Raw genomic sequence first — 15,767 nt, forward strand, 5'->3', positions numbered from 1 at the left:
CACATTGGACCGCGGTCCAATGTGGGAGCGGGCTTGCTCGCGAAAGCGGTTTAATAGGCGCTACATATCTTTCAGAAGGTCGGCCATGTCATCGGCATGCTCTTCTTCCTGGGCCAGGATATCTTCGAAGATGCGCCGGGTGGTCGGGTCTTTTTCGCCGATGTACTGAATGATCTCGCGGTAGCTGTCGATGGCAATGCGCTCAGCGACCAGGTCTTCGTAGACCATCTCTTTGAGACTATTGCCGGCCACGTATTGAGCGTGGGAGTTTTTCGACAGCAGATCAGGGTTGAACTCCGGCTCACCGCCCAGTTGCACGATACGCTCGGCCAATCGGTCGGCGTGTTGGGCTTCCTGGGTCGCGTGTTCGAGGAATTCATCGGCGGCGACCTGGGCTTTCAGGCCGCTGGCCATAAAGTAGTGGCGCTTGTAGCGCAACACGCAGACCAGTTCGGTGGCCAGCGATTCGTTGAGCAGGCGCAGCACTTCTTCACGGTCGGCGCTGTAGCTTTCGGTCACCGCGCCGTTCTCGACGTTCTTGCGGGCACGTTCGCGAAGGGTGGTTACATCAGACAAATGCATGTCGCTCATCTCGATCTCCTGGAAGCTAATCCGGTTTGCGTCACCTTCTATAGAAGTGATCGCTACCTAAGGTGTGAGTGATGAGCGCGGCGAAAAGTTTTATGTAGTTTGCCAATCGAAAAGATCGCAGGCACCTACCTTGGAATACGTTCTCCCATAGGCGCTGCCGAAGGCCGCGATCTTGGCAATAGCCCCGACAACGCTGCTTCTTCCTGCAACCACGCAAAAAACGCCCGGACCGGCGGATGCCGTTCGCGTCCCGGCACACACAGTGCAGCGTAACCGGCACCATCGACCTGAACCTCACCCTTGTAAGCCACCAGCAATCCACTGGCCACGCTCTCGGACACCAGAATGTTGCTCGCCAGCACCAGGCCTTGCCCGGCAATCGCCGCTTGCAGGGCGTAATGTTCTTCGTCGTATTCGCGAACCGCTGGCTTCCCCGCAAGCCAGTTCTCGCCGGATTGTGCGCACCAGGCCTCCCAGCCGTGGGCGTACAGTTTGGAGTTATGCCAGCGCACGCTGATCAGCGTCGGCGCTCGGCTGGCGGCCAGGGCGACTTGCTCCGGCGAGCCATAAACACCGAAGGATTCGTCGAACAGACACAGGCCATAAAGGTTCGGGTAATCACCGAGGCTATAGCGCAGCACCAGATCGACGCTGGCGTCCTGATGCAAATCGATGACTTCACAATGGGTATCGAGCCGCAGGCTGATGTTCGGATGCCGGGCGTAGAACCGGCCCAGCCGGGGCACCAGCCATAACGCAGCGAAAGCGGCGGTGGTGGAGATCGTCAGGCTCGCGCCGCTGCGTTGCGGGCGCAGTGTATCGACACTTTGCGCCACTTCCAGCAAGGCACCGTGCAAGCTGTGGAACAGCCGTTCACCGCAGTCCGTCAGGCGAACTTGCCGTGGAAGTCGCTCGAATAACGGCACACCGAGCCAGGTCTCCAGCGAACGGATCTGATGGGAAACCGCCGTCGGCGTCACCGAGAGTTCTTCGGCGGCGGCCTTGAAGCTCAGCAGGCGCGAGGCGGATTCAAAAGCGCGCAGGGCGGTCAGCGGCAGCGAGGCAAACATTGAAAGCTCCATGGATGAAAAAAATTCATTCAGACTGATTTTTGCTCATTTGAAGAGGGACGGCTGCGCGCTTCAAGCTGCAAGCCACAAGCAGTTTGAGTTTAGTCCTTCAGGAGATTCAGATGAGCACAATTCTTGCCGTACATGCCAGCCCCCGTGGCGACCGTTCTCACTCCCGGCGCTTGGCCGAGGTGTTTCTTTCAGCCTGGCAAGCGGCCAATCCGCGGTCGCACCTGACCCGTCGCGAAGTCGGTCGGGCGTTGATTCCGCCGGTCAACGAGGCTTTTGTGGCCGCCGCGTTTTACCCCGAACCCGATGCGCGGCCGCTGTCGATGCAGGCCGACCTGGCGTTCAGCGATGAACTGGTGGGCGAGTTACTCGGTCACGATTTATTGGTGATTTCCACGCCGATGCACAACTTCAGCGTGCCCAGCGGCCTCAAGGCCTGGATCGATCAGATTGTGCGGTTGGGGTTGACCTTCAATCACACACTGGACAATGGCGTCGCTCAATACGAACCGCTGGTGCAGGGCAAAAAGGCGTTGATCGTCACCAGTCGCGGCGGGTTCGGTTTCGGGCCCGGTGGAGAACTTGAGGCGATGAACCATGCCGATCCGTTGTTGCGAACGGCATTGGGGTTCATCGGCATCACCGACATCACGGTCGTGGCCGCCGAAGGCGAAGAATCCGAGGCGCGCACCTTCCAGATCTCCGCCGCCGAGGCCGAGCAGCGTTTGCGGGCGCTGGCCAGGGAGTTCTAGATGGCCTGGCTGTTTTTGCTGATCGCCGCCGGCTTCGAAGTCACCTTTGCCATGGGCATGAAGTACGCCGAAGGCTTCACCCGGCTCTGGCCGTCGATGATCACCGTGGTAGCAGCCGTTGGCGGGATTTACTTCCTGACCCTGGCCATGCGTGAGTTGCCGGTGAGCATCGCTTACCCGATCTGGACCGCCATCGGCTCACTGGGCACGGTGTTTCTCGGGTTTGCGCTGCTCGGCGAAAGTCTGACGGCGGTCAAACTGGTGTCGGTCGGATTGATCGTGGCGGGGGTGGTGGGGCTGAAGTAGGGCGGGATGTCATAGACTGGTCATCTTCGATGCCGATGCTTGGCTGATGTCTTGCATTCAGCCTGGTGTCATCTCACCGATCACAAGGAAGTTTGTCCATGTCGCAAGGTTCTGCCACGCGTTGCCCGTTGGTGCTGGTTCCGGGAATGCTCGGGTTTATCCGTCTGCTGCTTTATCCGTATTGGTACGGAATCATCTCGGCGCTGCGCCGGGGTGGCGCAACGGTGATCGCGGTGCAGGTCTCGCCGATCAATTCCTGCGAAGTACGCGGCGAGCAACTGCTGGCGCGGATCGAGGAAATTCTGCGGGAAACCGGGGCCGAGAAAGTCAACCTGATCGGCCATAGCCAAGGGGCGCTGACCGCCCGTTATGCCGCCGCCAAACGCCCGGACCGGGTCGCCTCGGTTACCTCGGTGGCAGGACCCAATCACGGTTCAGAACTGGCGGATTACCTGCACAAACACTGTCCGGGAGACAGCGCCAAGGGGCGTTTGCTCAGCGTTTTACTGCGCTGGATCAGTGCGCTGATGAGCCTGCTGGAAACCGGTTATCGCGGGCCGAAACTGCCGGTGGATATCCATGCCTCCCATCATTCACTGACGACTGAAGGCGTGGCGCTGTTCAACCAGCGTTATCCACAGGGCTTGCCTGAAACCTGGGGCGGGCATGGGCCGGAAGAGGTCAATGGCGTGCGGTATTACTCATGGTCCGGGACCTTGCAGCCGGGCAAGACCGATCGCGGGCGAAACCTGTTTGATGGGACTAATCGCAGTTGCCGGTTATTTGCCAGGACCTTCGTTCGAGAGGTCGGGCATTGCGACGGAATGGTCGGGCGTTACAGCTCGCATCTGGGGACAGTGATCGGCGATGAGTATCCGATGGATCACTTTGACATCGTCAATCAGTCGTTGGGTTTGGTGGGCAAGGGCGCGGAGCCGGTGCGGTTGTTTGTCGAGCATGCGGCGCGGCTGAAAGCGGCCGGGGTTTAGACCGCGTTATCGTTCTTCGTCGGAACGCCGCCCGGAGCAAGCTCCCACAGGGGAATGCATTCCAAAATGTGGGAGCGGGCTTGCTCGCGAAAGCGTCAGATCAAACGACGCAAGTCTTACGGCCCAATACGGTGGTCCAGCGCTCGGAAAGAATCACCCCGCCCAGCGTCAACACTCCACCGACCAAGTGATACATCGCCAACTGTTCATGCAGCACCACCGCCGCAATCAGCGCAGTAATCAACGGCAGCAGATTGAAAAACAGCGTAGTCCGGCTCGGCCCCAGGCGGATCACGGCCTGCATCCACGCCAATGGCGCAACCATCGAGGCCAACAGGCAGGCGTAAAGCACCAGCGGAATGTTCTGCAGCGTCGGGCCGATCTTCGGTGAAGCGAGGAACAGCGGAAACAGCACCACCACCGCTACCCATACCTGCAAATACAGCAACACCAGCGGCGGTAAACGTAGCTGCCACTTTTTCAGCAGCGTGCTGTAGATCGCGTAGGCCAGGGTGGCGATCAGCATCATCGCGTCACCTAGATTCACGCCATGCTCCAGCAGCGCACCAAGGCTGCCGGACGAGACGACCACCAAAACCCCCGCAAACGACAGCACCGCTCCGCCCAAGGCCCCGATGGTCAGGCGCTGGCCGAGGCTAATGATCGCCATGGCCAGTGACATCAACGGCATCAGCGACAGGATGATGCCCATATTGGTGGCCGAGGTCAGGCTCGCCGCGAAGTACGCCAGGCTTTGGTAAACAGCCATGCCGAGCACGCCGAGCACAAAGATCTTGCCCAGGTTCGGGCGGATCGCTGGCCAATGGGCGATCACCGGTTTGAGCATGAAGGGTGTGAACAGCAGTCCGGCAAGCAGCCAGCGGTAAAAGCCGATCTCGGCGGGGAAGATCGCCCCGGCCGACATTTTGGTGATCACGGTGTTGCCGGCCCAGATGAAAATGGCCAGCAGGGGATAAGCGTATTGCATCAGAGAAAACCAGAACGTTAATGAGGGGCAATTATCCACCTGTCTGGATGCAAGCCTATACTTCGATCCAGACAACCTGCCCCTGATGACGGACAGCATGAACAGTAAACACATCGATCTGCTCGACTTCAGCGAACTGCCTGCCCCGGTGTACTTCCGTTATGCCGACTTTGATGCGCATCGTTATGCCTCGGCGCACCGTCATCCATGGGGCACGCTGGAGTATTCGGCCCATGGCGTATTGCACATGGACATCGGTGGCAGCCGCTTTATGTCACCGCCGCAATATGCGGTGTGGGTGCCGCCGCAGACCGAGCACAGTTTCTATAGCAACCAGCCAATCAACTATCGCGCGGTCTGCCTGGCTCCGCCGATGTGCCAGGATCTGCCGCAACAGGCCTGCACCCTGGCCATCAGCGACATCCTCAAAGCGATCCTCAAAGACTTTGCCGCACGCGATGTGAAGATTCCCGAGCACGACGCTGACAAACGTCTGGCTCAGGTGTTGGTAGATCAGCTGCAACAGGCGCCCATCCACGAGTGTTATTTGCCCTACGCCAGCAGCCCCGGCTTGCTCGGGATACTCGAAGCCTTGCAGGCCGAGCCCGGTGATAACCGGCCCTTGGCGGAATGGGCCGCGCAGATCCATGTCAGCGAACGCACCCTGGCGCGGCGATTCGTGCGTGAGTTGGGTATGAGTTTTGGTGAGTGGCGGCAGCGGTTGCGGTTTCTGGCGGCTATCGAAGCGCTGGACAGCCAACGCAGCATTCAGGAAATCGCCTTCGATATGGGCTACAGCACCGGTTCAGCGTTTATCGCGATGTTTCAACGCCAGGCGGAGTGCACGCCGGAACAGTATCGACGCAGCCACCTTGAGAGCAGGAAGGTGTAACAGGTGTTGTCTACACTCCAGAGCGAGGCCGTGCTCCTCGGCGCGGCAACAAGGAGAAAACTCCATGAAGATGTTGCGTGCCCCTTTGTTGATGATTGGTTTGCTGCTCTGCTCCCAGGGATTTGCCGCCACTGCCCAACAGAACAAAATGACCACCTGCAATGCTGACGCCACCGCAAAAAGCCTCAAGGGTGATGAGCGCAAAGCCTTCATGAGCACGTGCCTGAAAGCGGCACCGGCCGCCAATGACGTCAAAACCCTTACCCCTCAGCAAGAGAAGATGAAAACCTGTAACGCCGATGCCGCCACTCAAGCCCTCAAAGGCGACGCGCGCAAAGCCTTCATGAGTGATTGCCTGAAGAAGAAATAAACAACAGGGTCATGGGTGGGGCGGGAGATTTGTGGGGGACTGTGAGGTCCCCTTCGCGAGCAAGTCGAATCGTCGCACCGCCGCTCCCACATTTAGCCGCATTCCATCTGGAAGAACTCGGTCGAATGTGTGTGCGGGCTTGCTCGCGAAGAGGCCGGCAATGACATTGCAAAAATCCGCCACCATTGCGACCAAGGTCGACCTACACAATCCCTAGTGCTGGCATCGGAACGCTGGCAGACTGCCAATCCTTTTACGCCGTTCGTTTTGAGGCTGTATGCCAACGTTTTCTCAACGTCACGTCTTGCTACTCATCAGTTGGGTCATCATTTTCGGCGGTTTGTTGCTGGTGATACCGCTGCGGTTGCTGCCCAGTCTGCTAGCCGGGCTGCTGGTGTTCGAACTGGTCAACATGCTCACCCCGCAATTGCAGCGACTGATCGAAGGTCGGCGCGCGCGCTGGCTGGCGGTGGCGTTGTTGGGGACGCTGGTGGTCAGTGTGTTGACGCTGATCTTTGCCGGTGCCTTCAGCTTTCTGCTGCATGAAGCGGAAAACCCCGGCGCTTCTCTCGACAAATTCATGGGTGTGGTTGATCGGGCGCGCGGGCAACTGCCGCCGTTCATTGACGCCTATCTGCCCGCCAGCGCCGCCGAGTTCCGCGTGGCGATTGGCGAGTGGGTGAGCAAGCATCTAAGCGACTTGCAACTGGTGGGCAAGGACGCGGCGCACATGTTTGTGACGCTGCTGATCGGCATGGTGCTGGGGGCGATTATTGCCTTGCAACGCGTGCCGGACGTGACCAAGCGCAAGCCCTTGGCCGCCGCGCTGTTCGACCGCTTGCACCTGCTGGTCCAGGCGTTTCGCAACATCGTGTTCGCCCAGATCAAGATTTCCCTGCTCAACACCTTCTTCACCGGGATTTTCCTGGCGGTGGTCCTGCCGATGTTCGGGATCAAGCTGCCACTGACCAAAACCCTGATCGTGCTGACGTTCCTGCTCGGCTTGTTGCCGGTGATCGGCAACCTGATGTCGAACACCCTGATCACCATCGTCGGTCTGTCGCTGTCGATCTGGGTGGCCGTGGCGGCGCTGGGGTACCTGATTTTTATCCACAAGCTCGAATACTTTCTCAACGCGCGCATCGTTGGCGGGCAGATCAGTGCCAAGTCGTGGGAGTTGCTGCTGGCGATGCTGGTGTTCGAGGCCGCGTTCGGCCTGCCGGGGGTGGTGGCAGGGCCGATTTATTACGCGTATCTGAAGAGTGAGTTGAAGCAGGTGGGGATGGTTTGATCCAAGAGATGCAGCGCCTGGGCCGACGCCTTCGCGAGCAGGCTCGGTTTCGGGTCAGTCCATGTTGCCGTAGCGCTTCATCGCTTCAATCGCCAGGCCACTGCCGATACTGCCAAAGATGTTCCCTTCCACATGCCGTGCGTTCGGCAACATCGCCGAGACGCTGTTGCGCAGTGCCGGAATCCCGCTCGAACCACCGGTGAAAAACACCGTATCCACCTGATCGACCCGCACATTGGCATCGTTCAGCAACTGGGTCACGCTGTTGCGCACGCGCTCGAGCAGGTTGTCGATGGCCGATTCGAACAGTGCCCGGCTCAACTCCACGCTCAAACCCGGTTCGATGCGGTCCAGCGGCACATGGCGGCTGTCGGCGTTGGTCAGCTGGATCTTGGTTTCTTCCACTTCCATGGCCAGCCAGTGGCCGGCGCGCTGGTCGATCAGCTTGAACAGGCGATCGATGCCGCCGGTGTCTTCGATGTCGTAACGCATGCTGCCCAGTGCCAGGGTCGACTTCTGCGAATACACCGAGTTGATGGTGTGCCAGGTCGCCAGGTTCATGTGGTGGCTGGTCGGCATGTAAGCGCCGCTCTTCATCCGGCTGCCATAGCCGAACAGAGGCATCAGGCCTTGCAGGCTCAGTTGCTTGTCGAAATCGGTCCCGCCGATGTGTACGCCGCCGGTGGCGAGGATGTCATCGTGACGGTTGTCGTGGGTACGGCGTTCAGGGGACAGACGCACCAGCGAGAAGTCTGACGTACCACCGCCGATGTCGACGATCAGTACCAGCTCTTCTTTTTCGATGGTCGACTCATAGTCGAAAGCCGCCGCAATCGGTTCGTACTGGAACGAAACGTCTTTGAAACCGATGGCGCGGGCCACGTCCACCAGGGTGTTTTCGGCTTCCTGGTCGGCCATTTCATCGTCATCGACGAAGAACACCGGACGACCGAGCACCACTTCATCGAACTCGCGACCGGCGGCGGTTTCGGCGCGCTTCTTCAATTGGCCGATAAACAGCCCGAGCAGGTCCTTGAACGGCATCGCCGTGCCCAGAACGCTGGTGTCGTGCTTGATCAGCTTGGAGCCCAGCAGGCTCTTGAGCGAGCGCATCAACCGGCCTTCATAGCCTTCCAGGTACTCGTGCAGCGCGAGGCGGCCGTACACCGGGCGGCGTTCTTCCATGTTGAAGAAGACCACCGAAGGCAGGGTGATCTTGTCGTCCTCCAGCGCGATCAGCGTTTCCATGCCGGGGCGCAGCCAGCCGACGGTGGAGTTGGACGTGCCGAAGTCGATACCACAGGCACGGGCTGGAGATGCGTTTTTCATGTCTTTCGAGTTCCGGTTAAAAAACGGCCGCGCAGTGTATGTCAGTGCGGCGCAGATTCGAAGGCCGACTATCCGCTAAATCTCAGCGATTAGCGCCTTGATAAGATGCCCCGATGCCCCAAACTTGTCTGCATTGGGCCTGGCAGCCATCGGACGGTCGCAAGAACCGCCCACCGCTGCCGATATAAACTTCTGATGCGCTGCCCGGTCACAACCTTGAGATCGGTCAACCTGGCGGCTGCCAATAAGCGCATGCTGCCGGTGGTGGCGCGATATCGATAACGGATGGTGATCCTTAGATGGACTTCAAAGACTATTACAAGATTCTCGGTGTGGAACCGACCGCGGACGATAAGACGATCAAGGCCGCCTATCGCAAGCTGGCGCGCAAGTATCACCCGGACGTCAGCAAGGAAAAGGACGCCGAGTCCAAATTCAAAGACGCCTCGGAAGCCTATGAAGCGCTGAAAAGCGCCGACAAGCGCGCCGAATACGACGACTTGCGCAAATACGGCCAGCACGGCCAACCGTTCCAGGGCCCGCCGGGTTGGCAGGGTCGTGGCGCAGGCGGTTTCGGCGGTGGTCAGGACACAGGCGATTTTTCGGACTTCTTCAGTTCGGTTTTCGGCAACCGTGGCCCTGGTTTTGGGGGTGGACAGTCGGGCCGTAGCGCCGGGCGTCGAGGGCAAGACGTGGAAATGGAACTCGGGATTTTTCTGGAAGAAACCCTTTCGAACGAATCGAAGAAGGTCACCTTCCAGGTGCCGCAGTACAACGCGGCCGGCCAGCATGTCAGCAACACCAGCAAAAGCCTGAACGTGAAGATCCCGGCCGGCGTGACCGACGGCGAGCGCATCCGCCTCAAGGGCCAGGGTGCACCGGGCACGGGTGGCGGGGCCAATGGCGACTTGTTCTTGATCATTCGCTTTGCGCCGCACCCCAAGTTCGACGTCGAAGGCGAAAACCTGATCATTACCTTGCCGTTGGCTCCGTGGGAGTTGGCATTAGGTACTGAGGTGGCAGTGCCTACACTGACAGGCAAGATCAACCTCAAGATTCCGGCCGGCAGCCAGAATGGCCAGCGCATGCGCGCCAAGGGCCACGGTTTGATGAACAAGGCCGGCCATCGCGGTTATCTGTTTGTACAACTCAAGGCCGTGATGCCTAAAACCTCGGACGATGAGGTCAAGGCGTTGTGGCAGGAACTGGCGAAAAAAGCGGCTTTCAACCCCAGAGAAAACTTCTGATCCAAGAGACGGAGTAGCCCATCATGAGCCCCCCCCTGATCGTTCAACTGGACATGGCAGAATTCTGTGAGGCGACCGACCTGTCGGACGTCTACGTGATCGAAATCGTCGAACACGGCATCCTCGAACCTCAGGGCAACCAGCCCAAGGATTGGCGTTTCAACGATTATGAGTTGGCGCTGGCCAAACGTGCCGCCAAGCTGCGGCACGATCTGGAGCTGGAATGGGAAGGCGTCGCCCTGGCGCTGGACCTGCTGGAAGAGGTTCAGCAACTACGGGCCGAGAACCGTATGCTCAAGCAGCGGTTGGGGCGGTTGGTGGGCGAGTAGCCCCCAAAAAGATCGCAGCCTGCACGCGCCGAAAGTCTCCGGTTTACCTCGAAGTGCAGCCTTTCAGCGGTTCCGGCGGATCAAGATTGTCCAGCGGCTCTTAATGCTTGCCACATAGATTTGGGCATAGGGTGTTATTTATGTATGTTCAACTCTTTAATTTTTGAATGATCACGCTATTGACCTGTCGCTGGTTGAGCAGTTTTTTAGTCTTTTATTTTAGGGGGTGCCGCCTAAGCTGATTGCTTCTATCGTTATCTTTGGTTGTTACGTAATGTCTGGATTAAATGGAACGGAACATCTTATAAGGAAGCTGGTTACTACCGCTGAAAATAAGGGGCCTCACTTCGAACGTATTATCGGTGCATTGCCCCGCGCAATTACCGACGCGCCCATCAGCCGTCTGTTATCGCTGGACGGCACAAACGCAACATTGCCCAATTGGTACTTGAATACGTCGAGCCTGCGACGGCAGTACCTCAATGAACTGATCGAGGAACGCTGGCGTTTGCAAGCGTTGGTGGATGACTCCCTGAAAGATCTGCAACAGGACATCCAGGCGTTTGCCCTGCCCCTCCTGTCCTCGTACTTCCGGTCAAAGTTCAACATTGATACCGACATACTCAGGACGCTGAGGCTGAAATTATATGTGCCGGACAAGATCCTTCTGGTGATCGACAGAGGGGCCAGTTATTTGCGTGAGTCCGCCTTGATGGACGCGGCGTTGCATAATTTTGAAGAGCCGGAAACGGCGGAAGATTATTTCCGCACCGGTTCCGGGGTGTATTACAACAACTTCCGCGGTGAACAGACCCTTTTCAAACCGATGACGGTCGCAAAAGTCGCCACGTATTGCCGGCGCCTGGATATTGGTGCGCAGTACCAGACCCATATTAAAAGCATCCTGTTGCCAGCCGATCCAGACGCCAGGCGCTTATTGGAAAAGAACGGGGTGGCTGCGCAGAAAGGCGCGTTCAATATGGATGCGCTGATGGCCATGTTAAAAGACGATATCAGTGAGTACGCGTACGGCAAACTTCAACAGGTTCGCGATAGCAAGCCCGATATCACCTTCCATCATCAACCGCTGCACCAGCATCGACTGACACTGATGGGTTTCCCGTTGCACGGTATCGTGTTGTTCAGTGCGGTGACTCGGCCGAGCAAGCTCAAGCCGTTGATCGACTCATTGACGCCTGACGCTCTGAAGTTCTGGAGCAACTGGTCGCACCGTGTGCCGGTACTGCCGGGCAGTGAATACGACAAGTTCAAACTGCTGCAGTCGTTCCTGGCCAACGGTCCTTCCGGTGTCCAAGAGGACATGATGCGTCGTGAAGACATTTATCAGCAAAGCCATCTGGATGGGCCGGTGATTGCTTATGTGCCGGACGACCCGCTGCACCCGATCAAAGAATACAAGTCCCTCGCCGACTTCATGAAAGAACTGCTCAGCCAATTGCGCGATCGGGAGTATCAGGCGTTTTTCAGTCGTTTCGTGAGGCAAAAGGACAAGGGCCGATTCTTCGCCCGGGTCAACGAACGGCTGACGCGTATTGTCTGGCAGCAGCGCGAACCGTTGGACATGGGCCCCTGGTGGCGGGAAACCGCGGTCGAGAACCCCACCGCCGAGCCCATCACCAACCTGATTGCCGGTGATCTGTGGCAATGGCTGTATGTCGACAAGCGCGACAAAGCCATCGCCGATGCGCGCGTGATAGCGGTACCGACCGGGGATGAAGACGACACCACCCGCTGGAAGCGCCTGTCCAGCTACCTGGACATCGGTTGGAACGTGTTCAACTTTGTCGGGATGCTGATCCCCGGCGTCGGTGAAGTGCTGTTGGGGGTGATGGTGGCGCAGATCGCCGACGAGCTGATTGAGGGGCTGGAAGACTGGAGCAAAGGTGACCGTGATGAAGCGGCCGCCCACATTAACGGCGTGTTGATCAACTTTGCCCAATTGGCGTTGATGAGCGTTGGTCATGTACTGCCCAAAGGCGTGGCGGCGGTAAAGCCCAGCGCGCTGGTGGATAACCTCAAACCGGTCGAGATGCCCGGTGGCGAGACCCGCTTGTGGAAGCCCGACCTCGGGCCTTACGAACACTCGGTGGCGCTGCCTGCCGATTCGAAACCGAATGAAATCGGCCTGCATGAACACGGCGCCAAGCAGTGGCTACGGCTGGAGGACAAGCACTACCAGGTGAGCCAGGACCCGCAGACCGGGCAGCATCGACTGGAACATCCAAAGCGTCCCAGGGCGTATAAACCGGTGGTGGAGCACAACAATGCCGGTGCCTGGAAGGTTGAGACCGAAAGGCCGCTGGAGTGGGAGGCAAGTCGATTGATGCGGCGCATGAATAGCGACACGCAAAAGTACTCCGGCCAGACGCTGGCCAGGATTCAGCGAGTGAGCGGGGTCGATGAAAGTCTGTTGCGCAGGTTGCACGTCGAGCATGAGAGCCCGCCAGCGTTGTTGCGCGATACCCTCACCCGTTTCAACACCTACGCGGATGCGGAGGGATTTGCTCAGCACATCGAGGCCAACGAGATTCCAGACGCGCTGGTCGGCTTTGTGCCAGAGGTCATGGTTGAACTGCCGCACTGGCCCGAGAACCGGGCGTTGGAAGTATTCGAGGCTGCGGATCGCTCGGGGGCATCGTTCAAACACGGTAACGCAACGGCGTCTGAGCCGATGACGATCAAGGTCAGTCGCTCGGAACTCGCGGCGGGCAAGCTGCCCGAGCGGGTGATTGAGTCGCTGGACGAAACCGAGGTTCGCCACCTGCTTGGCGATCAGGTAGGGCGTGGCACACCCGAGCGTATTGATGCGCTGCGCAAACAGATGGTCACGCAAGCGGGGAAACATAAAAAAGCCGTGTTCGAGGGCCTTTATAAGGGCCGTGATGTGTCCAGCGATCCTCGTGTGCAACGACTGCGCAATGACGTTCCCGAGTTGCCGGCCAGCGTTGCCGAGGAGCTGCTGGAGCATGCCGAACCGACAGACCTGCAGCACCTGAGCGAAAAGCAAAGTGTCTCGCTGCGCTTGCGCCAAAATGCCCGACAGCTGCGAGACCGTGTGCGCGTGAACCGCGCCTATGAGGGTCTCTTCCTTGAGGAACTGGCCGGTGCCGACACCCGCAGACTCGAACTGGTTTCGCTGAGCGGTTTGCCGGGATGGTCCGCCGATGTGCGGATCGAAGTTCGTGAATTGGGATTCGCCGGCAAACTGCACGCCAGTGTCGGGCCGCAAAATGCGTCGATTCTCAGAGTGTTGATTCTCGAAGAGGACGGGCGCTATCAGGTGCGCGATGCCCATGATCAGCCTTTGCACGGCCCGGATGAGTTCTACCCGTCAATCTTGCAAGCACTGCCCGATGCCCAGCGCAACGCATTGGGCTATGGCGTGCACGAAGCTGAACGGCTGAAATTTGAAGTACAGCGTTCCCCGTTGGGTCGCGATCAGTTTGAATCGACGTTGCTTGAGCATCCGGTTCGCAAACCGGCCTACGACCCACAGAGCATGAAGTTGTTGGGAGGCATGGACGGCTATCAACGCACAGCAAGGGAGGCGACGGCACGGCATCGGGTGCGCAGCCTTTATCCAACCCTCACTGATCCTGAGCTTGAAACCTTTATCCAGGCCTTGAGCCAGCGAGGCACGTCGCTTGGCGCGCAGATCCAGGCCCTGGAAATAGAGTTCGACCAGATGGTGTCTACCCTGAACCGTTGGGTAAACGGACCGACCCGGGGCTTTCGTTACGGCCTCAGTGGTGTGGCCGAGAGGAATGCCAGGGAAATTCTTGCCAGAAAGATCAGGCAGTGCTGGCAACGTACCGGTCCAAGACACGTGGATGCGCATGGGGGCGTGATGGGCCAGACGTTGGACCTGAGCGACTTCAATATGCGGGCGCACATTGATGGTATGCCGACGCTGGAGGCCAATTTCGATCACGTTACGCGCCTGTGGTTGCGCAATTCAGGCTTGTCGAACATCGAGCAACCGTTTTTTCAGCAATTTCGTAAACTCCGCGTACTGGACGTGGCCAAAAACAATCTGACCAGGGTGCCCCCGAGCATCGCCGAGATGCCGCACCTCACAGACCTGGATCTGACAAGCAACCAGATAGTGCTTAACGACGCCGATCAGCAAATGCTCAAAAAAAGTACGCGCCTGGTCTCGTTACGCTTGGGGAATAACCCCTTGGGGATGCTGCCGCACGTCAGTCGCATGGCTGATTTGCATACTCTGGATTTGTCCAGCACCGGAGCGACTGGCTGGCCGCCGGGGCTTTTCGCTCGTAATCGGTATCGTCATTTTTTTCTGGACCTTCGCAACAACCCGCTGAGCAACATTCCGCAGGTCACCCCCGGCACCTGGCAGGCCGAGCTATTGGGGCGTACGTGGCTCAGCCGCGAGCCTGCCTGGATGTCAGAAGCCAATCTGAACCTTCTCAAAGACTATATCCGGTCGGCGGGCATGGACCCTGAACGTCCGTATCCGCCCCTGGGTGCGCGCAGCAATATCCAGTGGGGTGAGGGCTTGACCCGGGGTCAGTGGCTGGAAAAGCAACAGGTGTGGGACGAGGTGGAGGATGAATTCAACTCGAAGGATTTCTTTGAAGAAATCCAGGCCCTGACACTGTCAGCCGACTTCAAGGCCAGCAGGGCCTATCGGGCCGATCTGACGGCCAAGGTCTGGCGCATGCTCGACGCCATGAACAAAGATGCTCCGTTGCGCGAGCAATTGTTCAAGGAGGCCAATGCGCGCAGCGAATGCGTTGACGGTGCGACTCAGCTGTTCAACGTCATGGGGATGAAAGTATTGGCTCAAGAAGCGTTAGAGCTTGGCAACGTCGGTTTGATTGAAGCCGGGTTGGTGGAGCTGGCGAAGGGCAAATCACGGCTGGATGAACTCGAAAGTATTGCCGAGAATCATATCGTCGCCCGCCAGGCAGCGGGTGAGCGGTTCCGCAAGCTGGACGACGAGGGCAATGTCACCGGCTCGATCGACGAAGTCGAGGTTCACCTGGCGTTCATGACCGATTTGGCAGAACGGCTGGATCTTCCATGGCAGGCGCGCGGCATGCAGTTTCGCAACATTGCAGGCGTCACCACTGAAATGATCGAAGACGCGTACCAAAGGGTTCTGGCGCTGGAAGAGGGCACTTTGCTGCGTGATTCGATTGCCGGGCAACCGTTCTGGGAATCCTTCGTCAAGCGTTCGAACCGGGCGCGTTTCAGAGTGCTGGACCGCAAGGAAGTTGCAACAGTCGACTTCAAGGAGGCCCTGGATGAGAGAGCCGCCAGCACCGGCCAGACTCTGGAGGAAAAGGCTGGTTTGAAAGAAAAAATCCGTGTCCTGGCCGCCGAACTCGGGAAGCCGGAAAGCGCTTTCGCTCCGGGCGAGGTCATGTCTGAAGAGGCTTATGACCAGGCCCTGGCAGAAATTAAAGCGCAGAAGGAAGCCTTGCTTTTGCAACTGACCCAGGAAGCCATGGATCGGGCGAAATTGTAACGGGTTGAAGTGCCCTTTTCGGTCGCCCCGCAAAACTGATGACTGACCGTTTTGGCCATGATGCGCAACCGTCGGGTTTCGCATCGAGC

13 protein-coding genes are annotated in these 15,767 nt (G+C 58.5%); 9 read left to right on the forward strand and 4 right to left on the reverse strand.

What is annotated here, in order from left to right; genetic code table 11:
• Nucleotides 1-60 precede the first annotated feature (60 nt).
• Nucleotides 61-591 (reverse strand): bacterioferritin, encoded by a 531-nt coding sequence (locus tag FQ187_RS15605; protein ID WP_149630178.1) that lies wholly within the window; start codon nucleotides 589-591, stop codon nucleotides 61-63.
• A gap of 125 nt (nucleotides 592-716) precedes the next feature.
• Nucleotides 717-1,673 carry a LysR substrate-binding domain-containing protein gene (locus FQ187_RS15610; RefSeq protein ID WP_178122727.1) on the reverse strand — a complete coding sequence of 319 codons (957 nt, stop codon included), beginning with the start codon at nucleotides 1,671-1,673 and terminating at the stop codon, nucleotides 717-719.
• Nucleotides 1,674-1,783: 110 nt separating this feature from the next.
• Between FQ187_RS15610 and FQ187_RS15615 the strand changes: the two genes are divergently transcribed.
• The 3 genes from FQ187_RS15615 to FQ187_RS15625 all read left to right on the forward strand — a co-directional run bounded on the left by FQ187_RS15615 (nucleotide 1,784) and on the right by FQ187_RS15625 (nucleotide 3,717).
• Nucleotides 1,784-2,422: an FMN-dependent NADH-azoreductase gene (locus tag FQ187_RS15615; RefSeq protein ID WP_149630180.1), complete on the forward strand. Its 639-nt coding sequence runs from the start codon at nucleotides 1,784-1,786 to the stop codon at nucleotides 2,420-2,422.
• On the forward strand, nucleotides 2,423-2,728 hold the full coding sequence (locus tag FQ187_RS15620) for a multidrug efflux SMR transporter (protein WP_008157366.1): 306 nt from the start codon (nucleotides 2,423-2,425) through the stop codon (nucleotides 2,726-2,728). It abuts the gene before it with no gap.
• 98 nt (nucleotides 2,729-2,826) lie between these two features.
• Entirely contained in the window at nucleotides 2,827-3,717 is an 891-nt protein-coding gene (locus tag FQ187_RS15625; protein ID WP_149630181.1) for a triacylglycerol lipase, read from the forward strand.
• A gap of 100 nt (nucleotides 3,718-3,817) precedes the next feature.
• Here FQ187_RS15625 and FQ187_RS15630 read toward each other — a convergent pair whose 3' ends face one another.
• Entirely contained in the window at nucleotides 3,818-4,705 is an 888-nt protein-coding gene (locus tag FQ187_RS15630) for a DMT family transporter (RefSeq protein WP_149630182.1), read from the reverse strand.
• Between the two features lie 97 nt (nucleotides 4,706-4,802).
• Between FQ187_RS15630 and FQ187_RS15635 the strand changes: the two genes are divergently transcribed.
• The 3 genes from FQ187_RS15635 (at nucleotide 4,803) to FQ187_RS15645 (ending at nucleotide 7,258) form a co-directional block, all read left to right on the forward strand.
• Nucleotides 4,803-5,597 (forward strand): helix-turn-helix transcriptional regulator, encoded by a 795-nt coding sequence (locus tag FQ187_RS15635; protein WP_178122728.1) that lies wholly within the window; start codon nucleotides 4,803-4,805, stop codon nucleotides 5,595-5,597.
• 64 nt (nucleotides 5,598-5,661) lie between these two features.
• The gene (locus FQ187_RS15640; protein WP_149630184.1) at nucleotides 5,662-5,967 is read left to right on the forward strand and encodes a PsiF family protein; all 306 of its coding nucleotides are present in this window, start codon (nucleotides 5,662-5,664) and stop codon (nucleotides 5,965-5,967) included.
• A gap of 277 nt (nucleotides 5,968-6,244) precedes the next feature.
• On the forward strand, nucleotides 6,245-7,258 hold the full coding sequence (locus tag FQ187_RS15645) for an AI-2E family transporter (protein WP_149630185.1): 1,014 nt from the start codon (nucleotides 6,245-6,247) through the stop codon (nucleotides 7,256-7,258).
• 54 nt (nucleotides 7,259-7,312) lie between these two features.
• On the opposite strand, the gene FQ187_RS15650 is transcribed toward FQ187_RS15645, so the two are convergent.
• Nucleotides 7,313-8,587 (reverse strand): Hsp70 family protein, encoded by a 1,275-nt coding sequence (locus tag FQ187_RS15650; RefSeq protein ID WP_149630186.1) that lies wholly within the window; start codon nucleotides 8,585-8,587, stop codon nucleotides 7,313-7,315.
• A 299-nt stretch (nucleotides 8,588-8,886) separates the two neighbouring features.
• Here FQ187_RS15650 and FQ187_RS15655 point away from each other — a divergent pair, with 299 nt between their 5' ends.
• The 3 genes from FQ187_RS15655 to FQ187_RS15665 all read left to right on the forward strand — a co-directional run bounded on the left by FQ187_RS15655 (nucleotide 8,887) and on the right by FQ187_RS15665 (nucleotide 15,678).
• Complete coding sequence (locus tag FQ187_RS15655; protein WP_149630187.1) at nucleotides 8,887-9,834, forward strand: DnaJ C-terminal domain-containing protein; 948 nt, start codon at nucleotides 8,887-8,889, stop codon at nucleotides 9,832-9,834.
• A gap of 23 nt (nucleotides 9,835-9,857) precedes the next feature.
• A complete protein-coding gene (locus tag FQ187_RS15660) occupies nucleotides 9,858-10,163 on the forward strand; it encodes a chaperone modulator CbpM (RefSeq protein WP_149630188.1) in 306 nt (101 codons plus the stop codon).
• A gap of 367 nt (nucleotides 10,164-10,530) precedes the next feature.
• A complete protein-coding gene (locus tag FQ187_RS15665) occupies nucleotides 10,531-15,678 on the forward strand; it encodes an NEL-type E3 ubiquitin ligase domain-containing protein (protein WP_256667325.1) in 5,148 nt (1,715 codons plus the stop codon).
• Nucleotides 15,679-15,767 lie beyond the last annotated feature (89 nt).

Origin of the sequence: Pseudomonas sp. ANT_J28, from assembly GCF_008370005.1 — a bacterium.
GTDB lineage: Bacteria > Pseudomonadota > Gammaproteobacteria > Pseudomonadales > Pseudomonadaceae > Aquipseudomonas > Aquipseudomonas frigoris.

Excerpts from the sequence above, each read along its gene's own strand:
- FQ187_RS15605 (WP_149630178.1), bottom strand. The coding sequence starts at position 591 with ATGAGCGACATGCATTTGTCTGATGTAACCACCCTTCGCGAACGTGCC.
- FQ187_RS15610 (WP_178122727.1), bottom strand. The coding sequence starts at position 1,673 with ATGGAGCTTTCAATGTTTGCCTCGCTGCCGCTGACCGCCCTGCGCGCT.
- FQ187_RS15615 (WP_149630180.1), top strand. The coding sequence starts at position 1,784 with ATGAGCACAATTCTTGCCGTACATGCCAGCCCCCGTGGCGACCGTTCT.
- FQ187_RS15620 (WP_008157366.1), top strand. The coding sequence starts at position 2,423 with ATGGCCTGGCTGTTTTTGCTGATCGCCGCCGGCTTCGAAGTCACCTTT.
- FQ187_RS15625 (WP_149630181.1), top strand. The coding sequence starts at position 2,827 with ATGTCGCAAGGTTCTGCCACGCGTTGCCCGTTGGTGCTGGTTCCGGGA.
- FQ187_RS15630 (WP_149630182.1), bottom strand. The coding sequence starts at position 4,705 with ATGCAATACGCTTATCCCCTGCTGGCCATTTTCATCTGGGCCGGCAAC.
- FQ187_RS15635 (WP_178122728.1), top strand. The coding sequence starts at position 4,803 with ATGAACAGTAAACACATCGATCTGCTCGACTTCAGCGAACTGCCTGCC.
- FQ187_RS15640 (WP_149630184.1), top strand. The coding sequence starts at position 5,662 with ATGAAGATGTTGCGTGCCCCTTTGTTGATGATTGGTTTGCTGCTCTGC.
- FQ187_RS15645 (WP_149630185.1), top strand. The coding sequence starts at position 6,245 with ATGCCAACGTTTTCTCAACGTCACGTCTTGCTACTCATCAGTTGGGTC.
- FQ187_RS15650 (WP_149630186.1), bottom strand. The coding sequence starts at position 8,587 with ATGAAAAACGCATCTCCAGCCCGTGCCTGTGGTATCGACTTCGGCACG.
- FQ187_RS15655 (WP_149630187.1), top strand. The coding sequence starts at position 8,887 with ATGGACTTCAAAGACTATTACAAGATTCTCGGTGTGGAACCGACCGCG.
- FQ187_RS15660 (WP_149630188.1), top strand. The coding sequence starts at position 9,858 with ATGAGCCCCCCCCTGATCGTTCAACTGGACATGGCAGAATTCTGTGAG.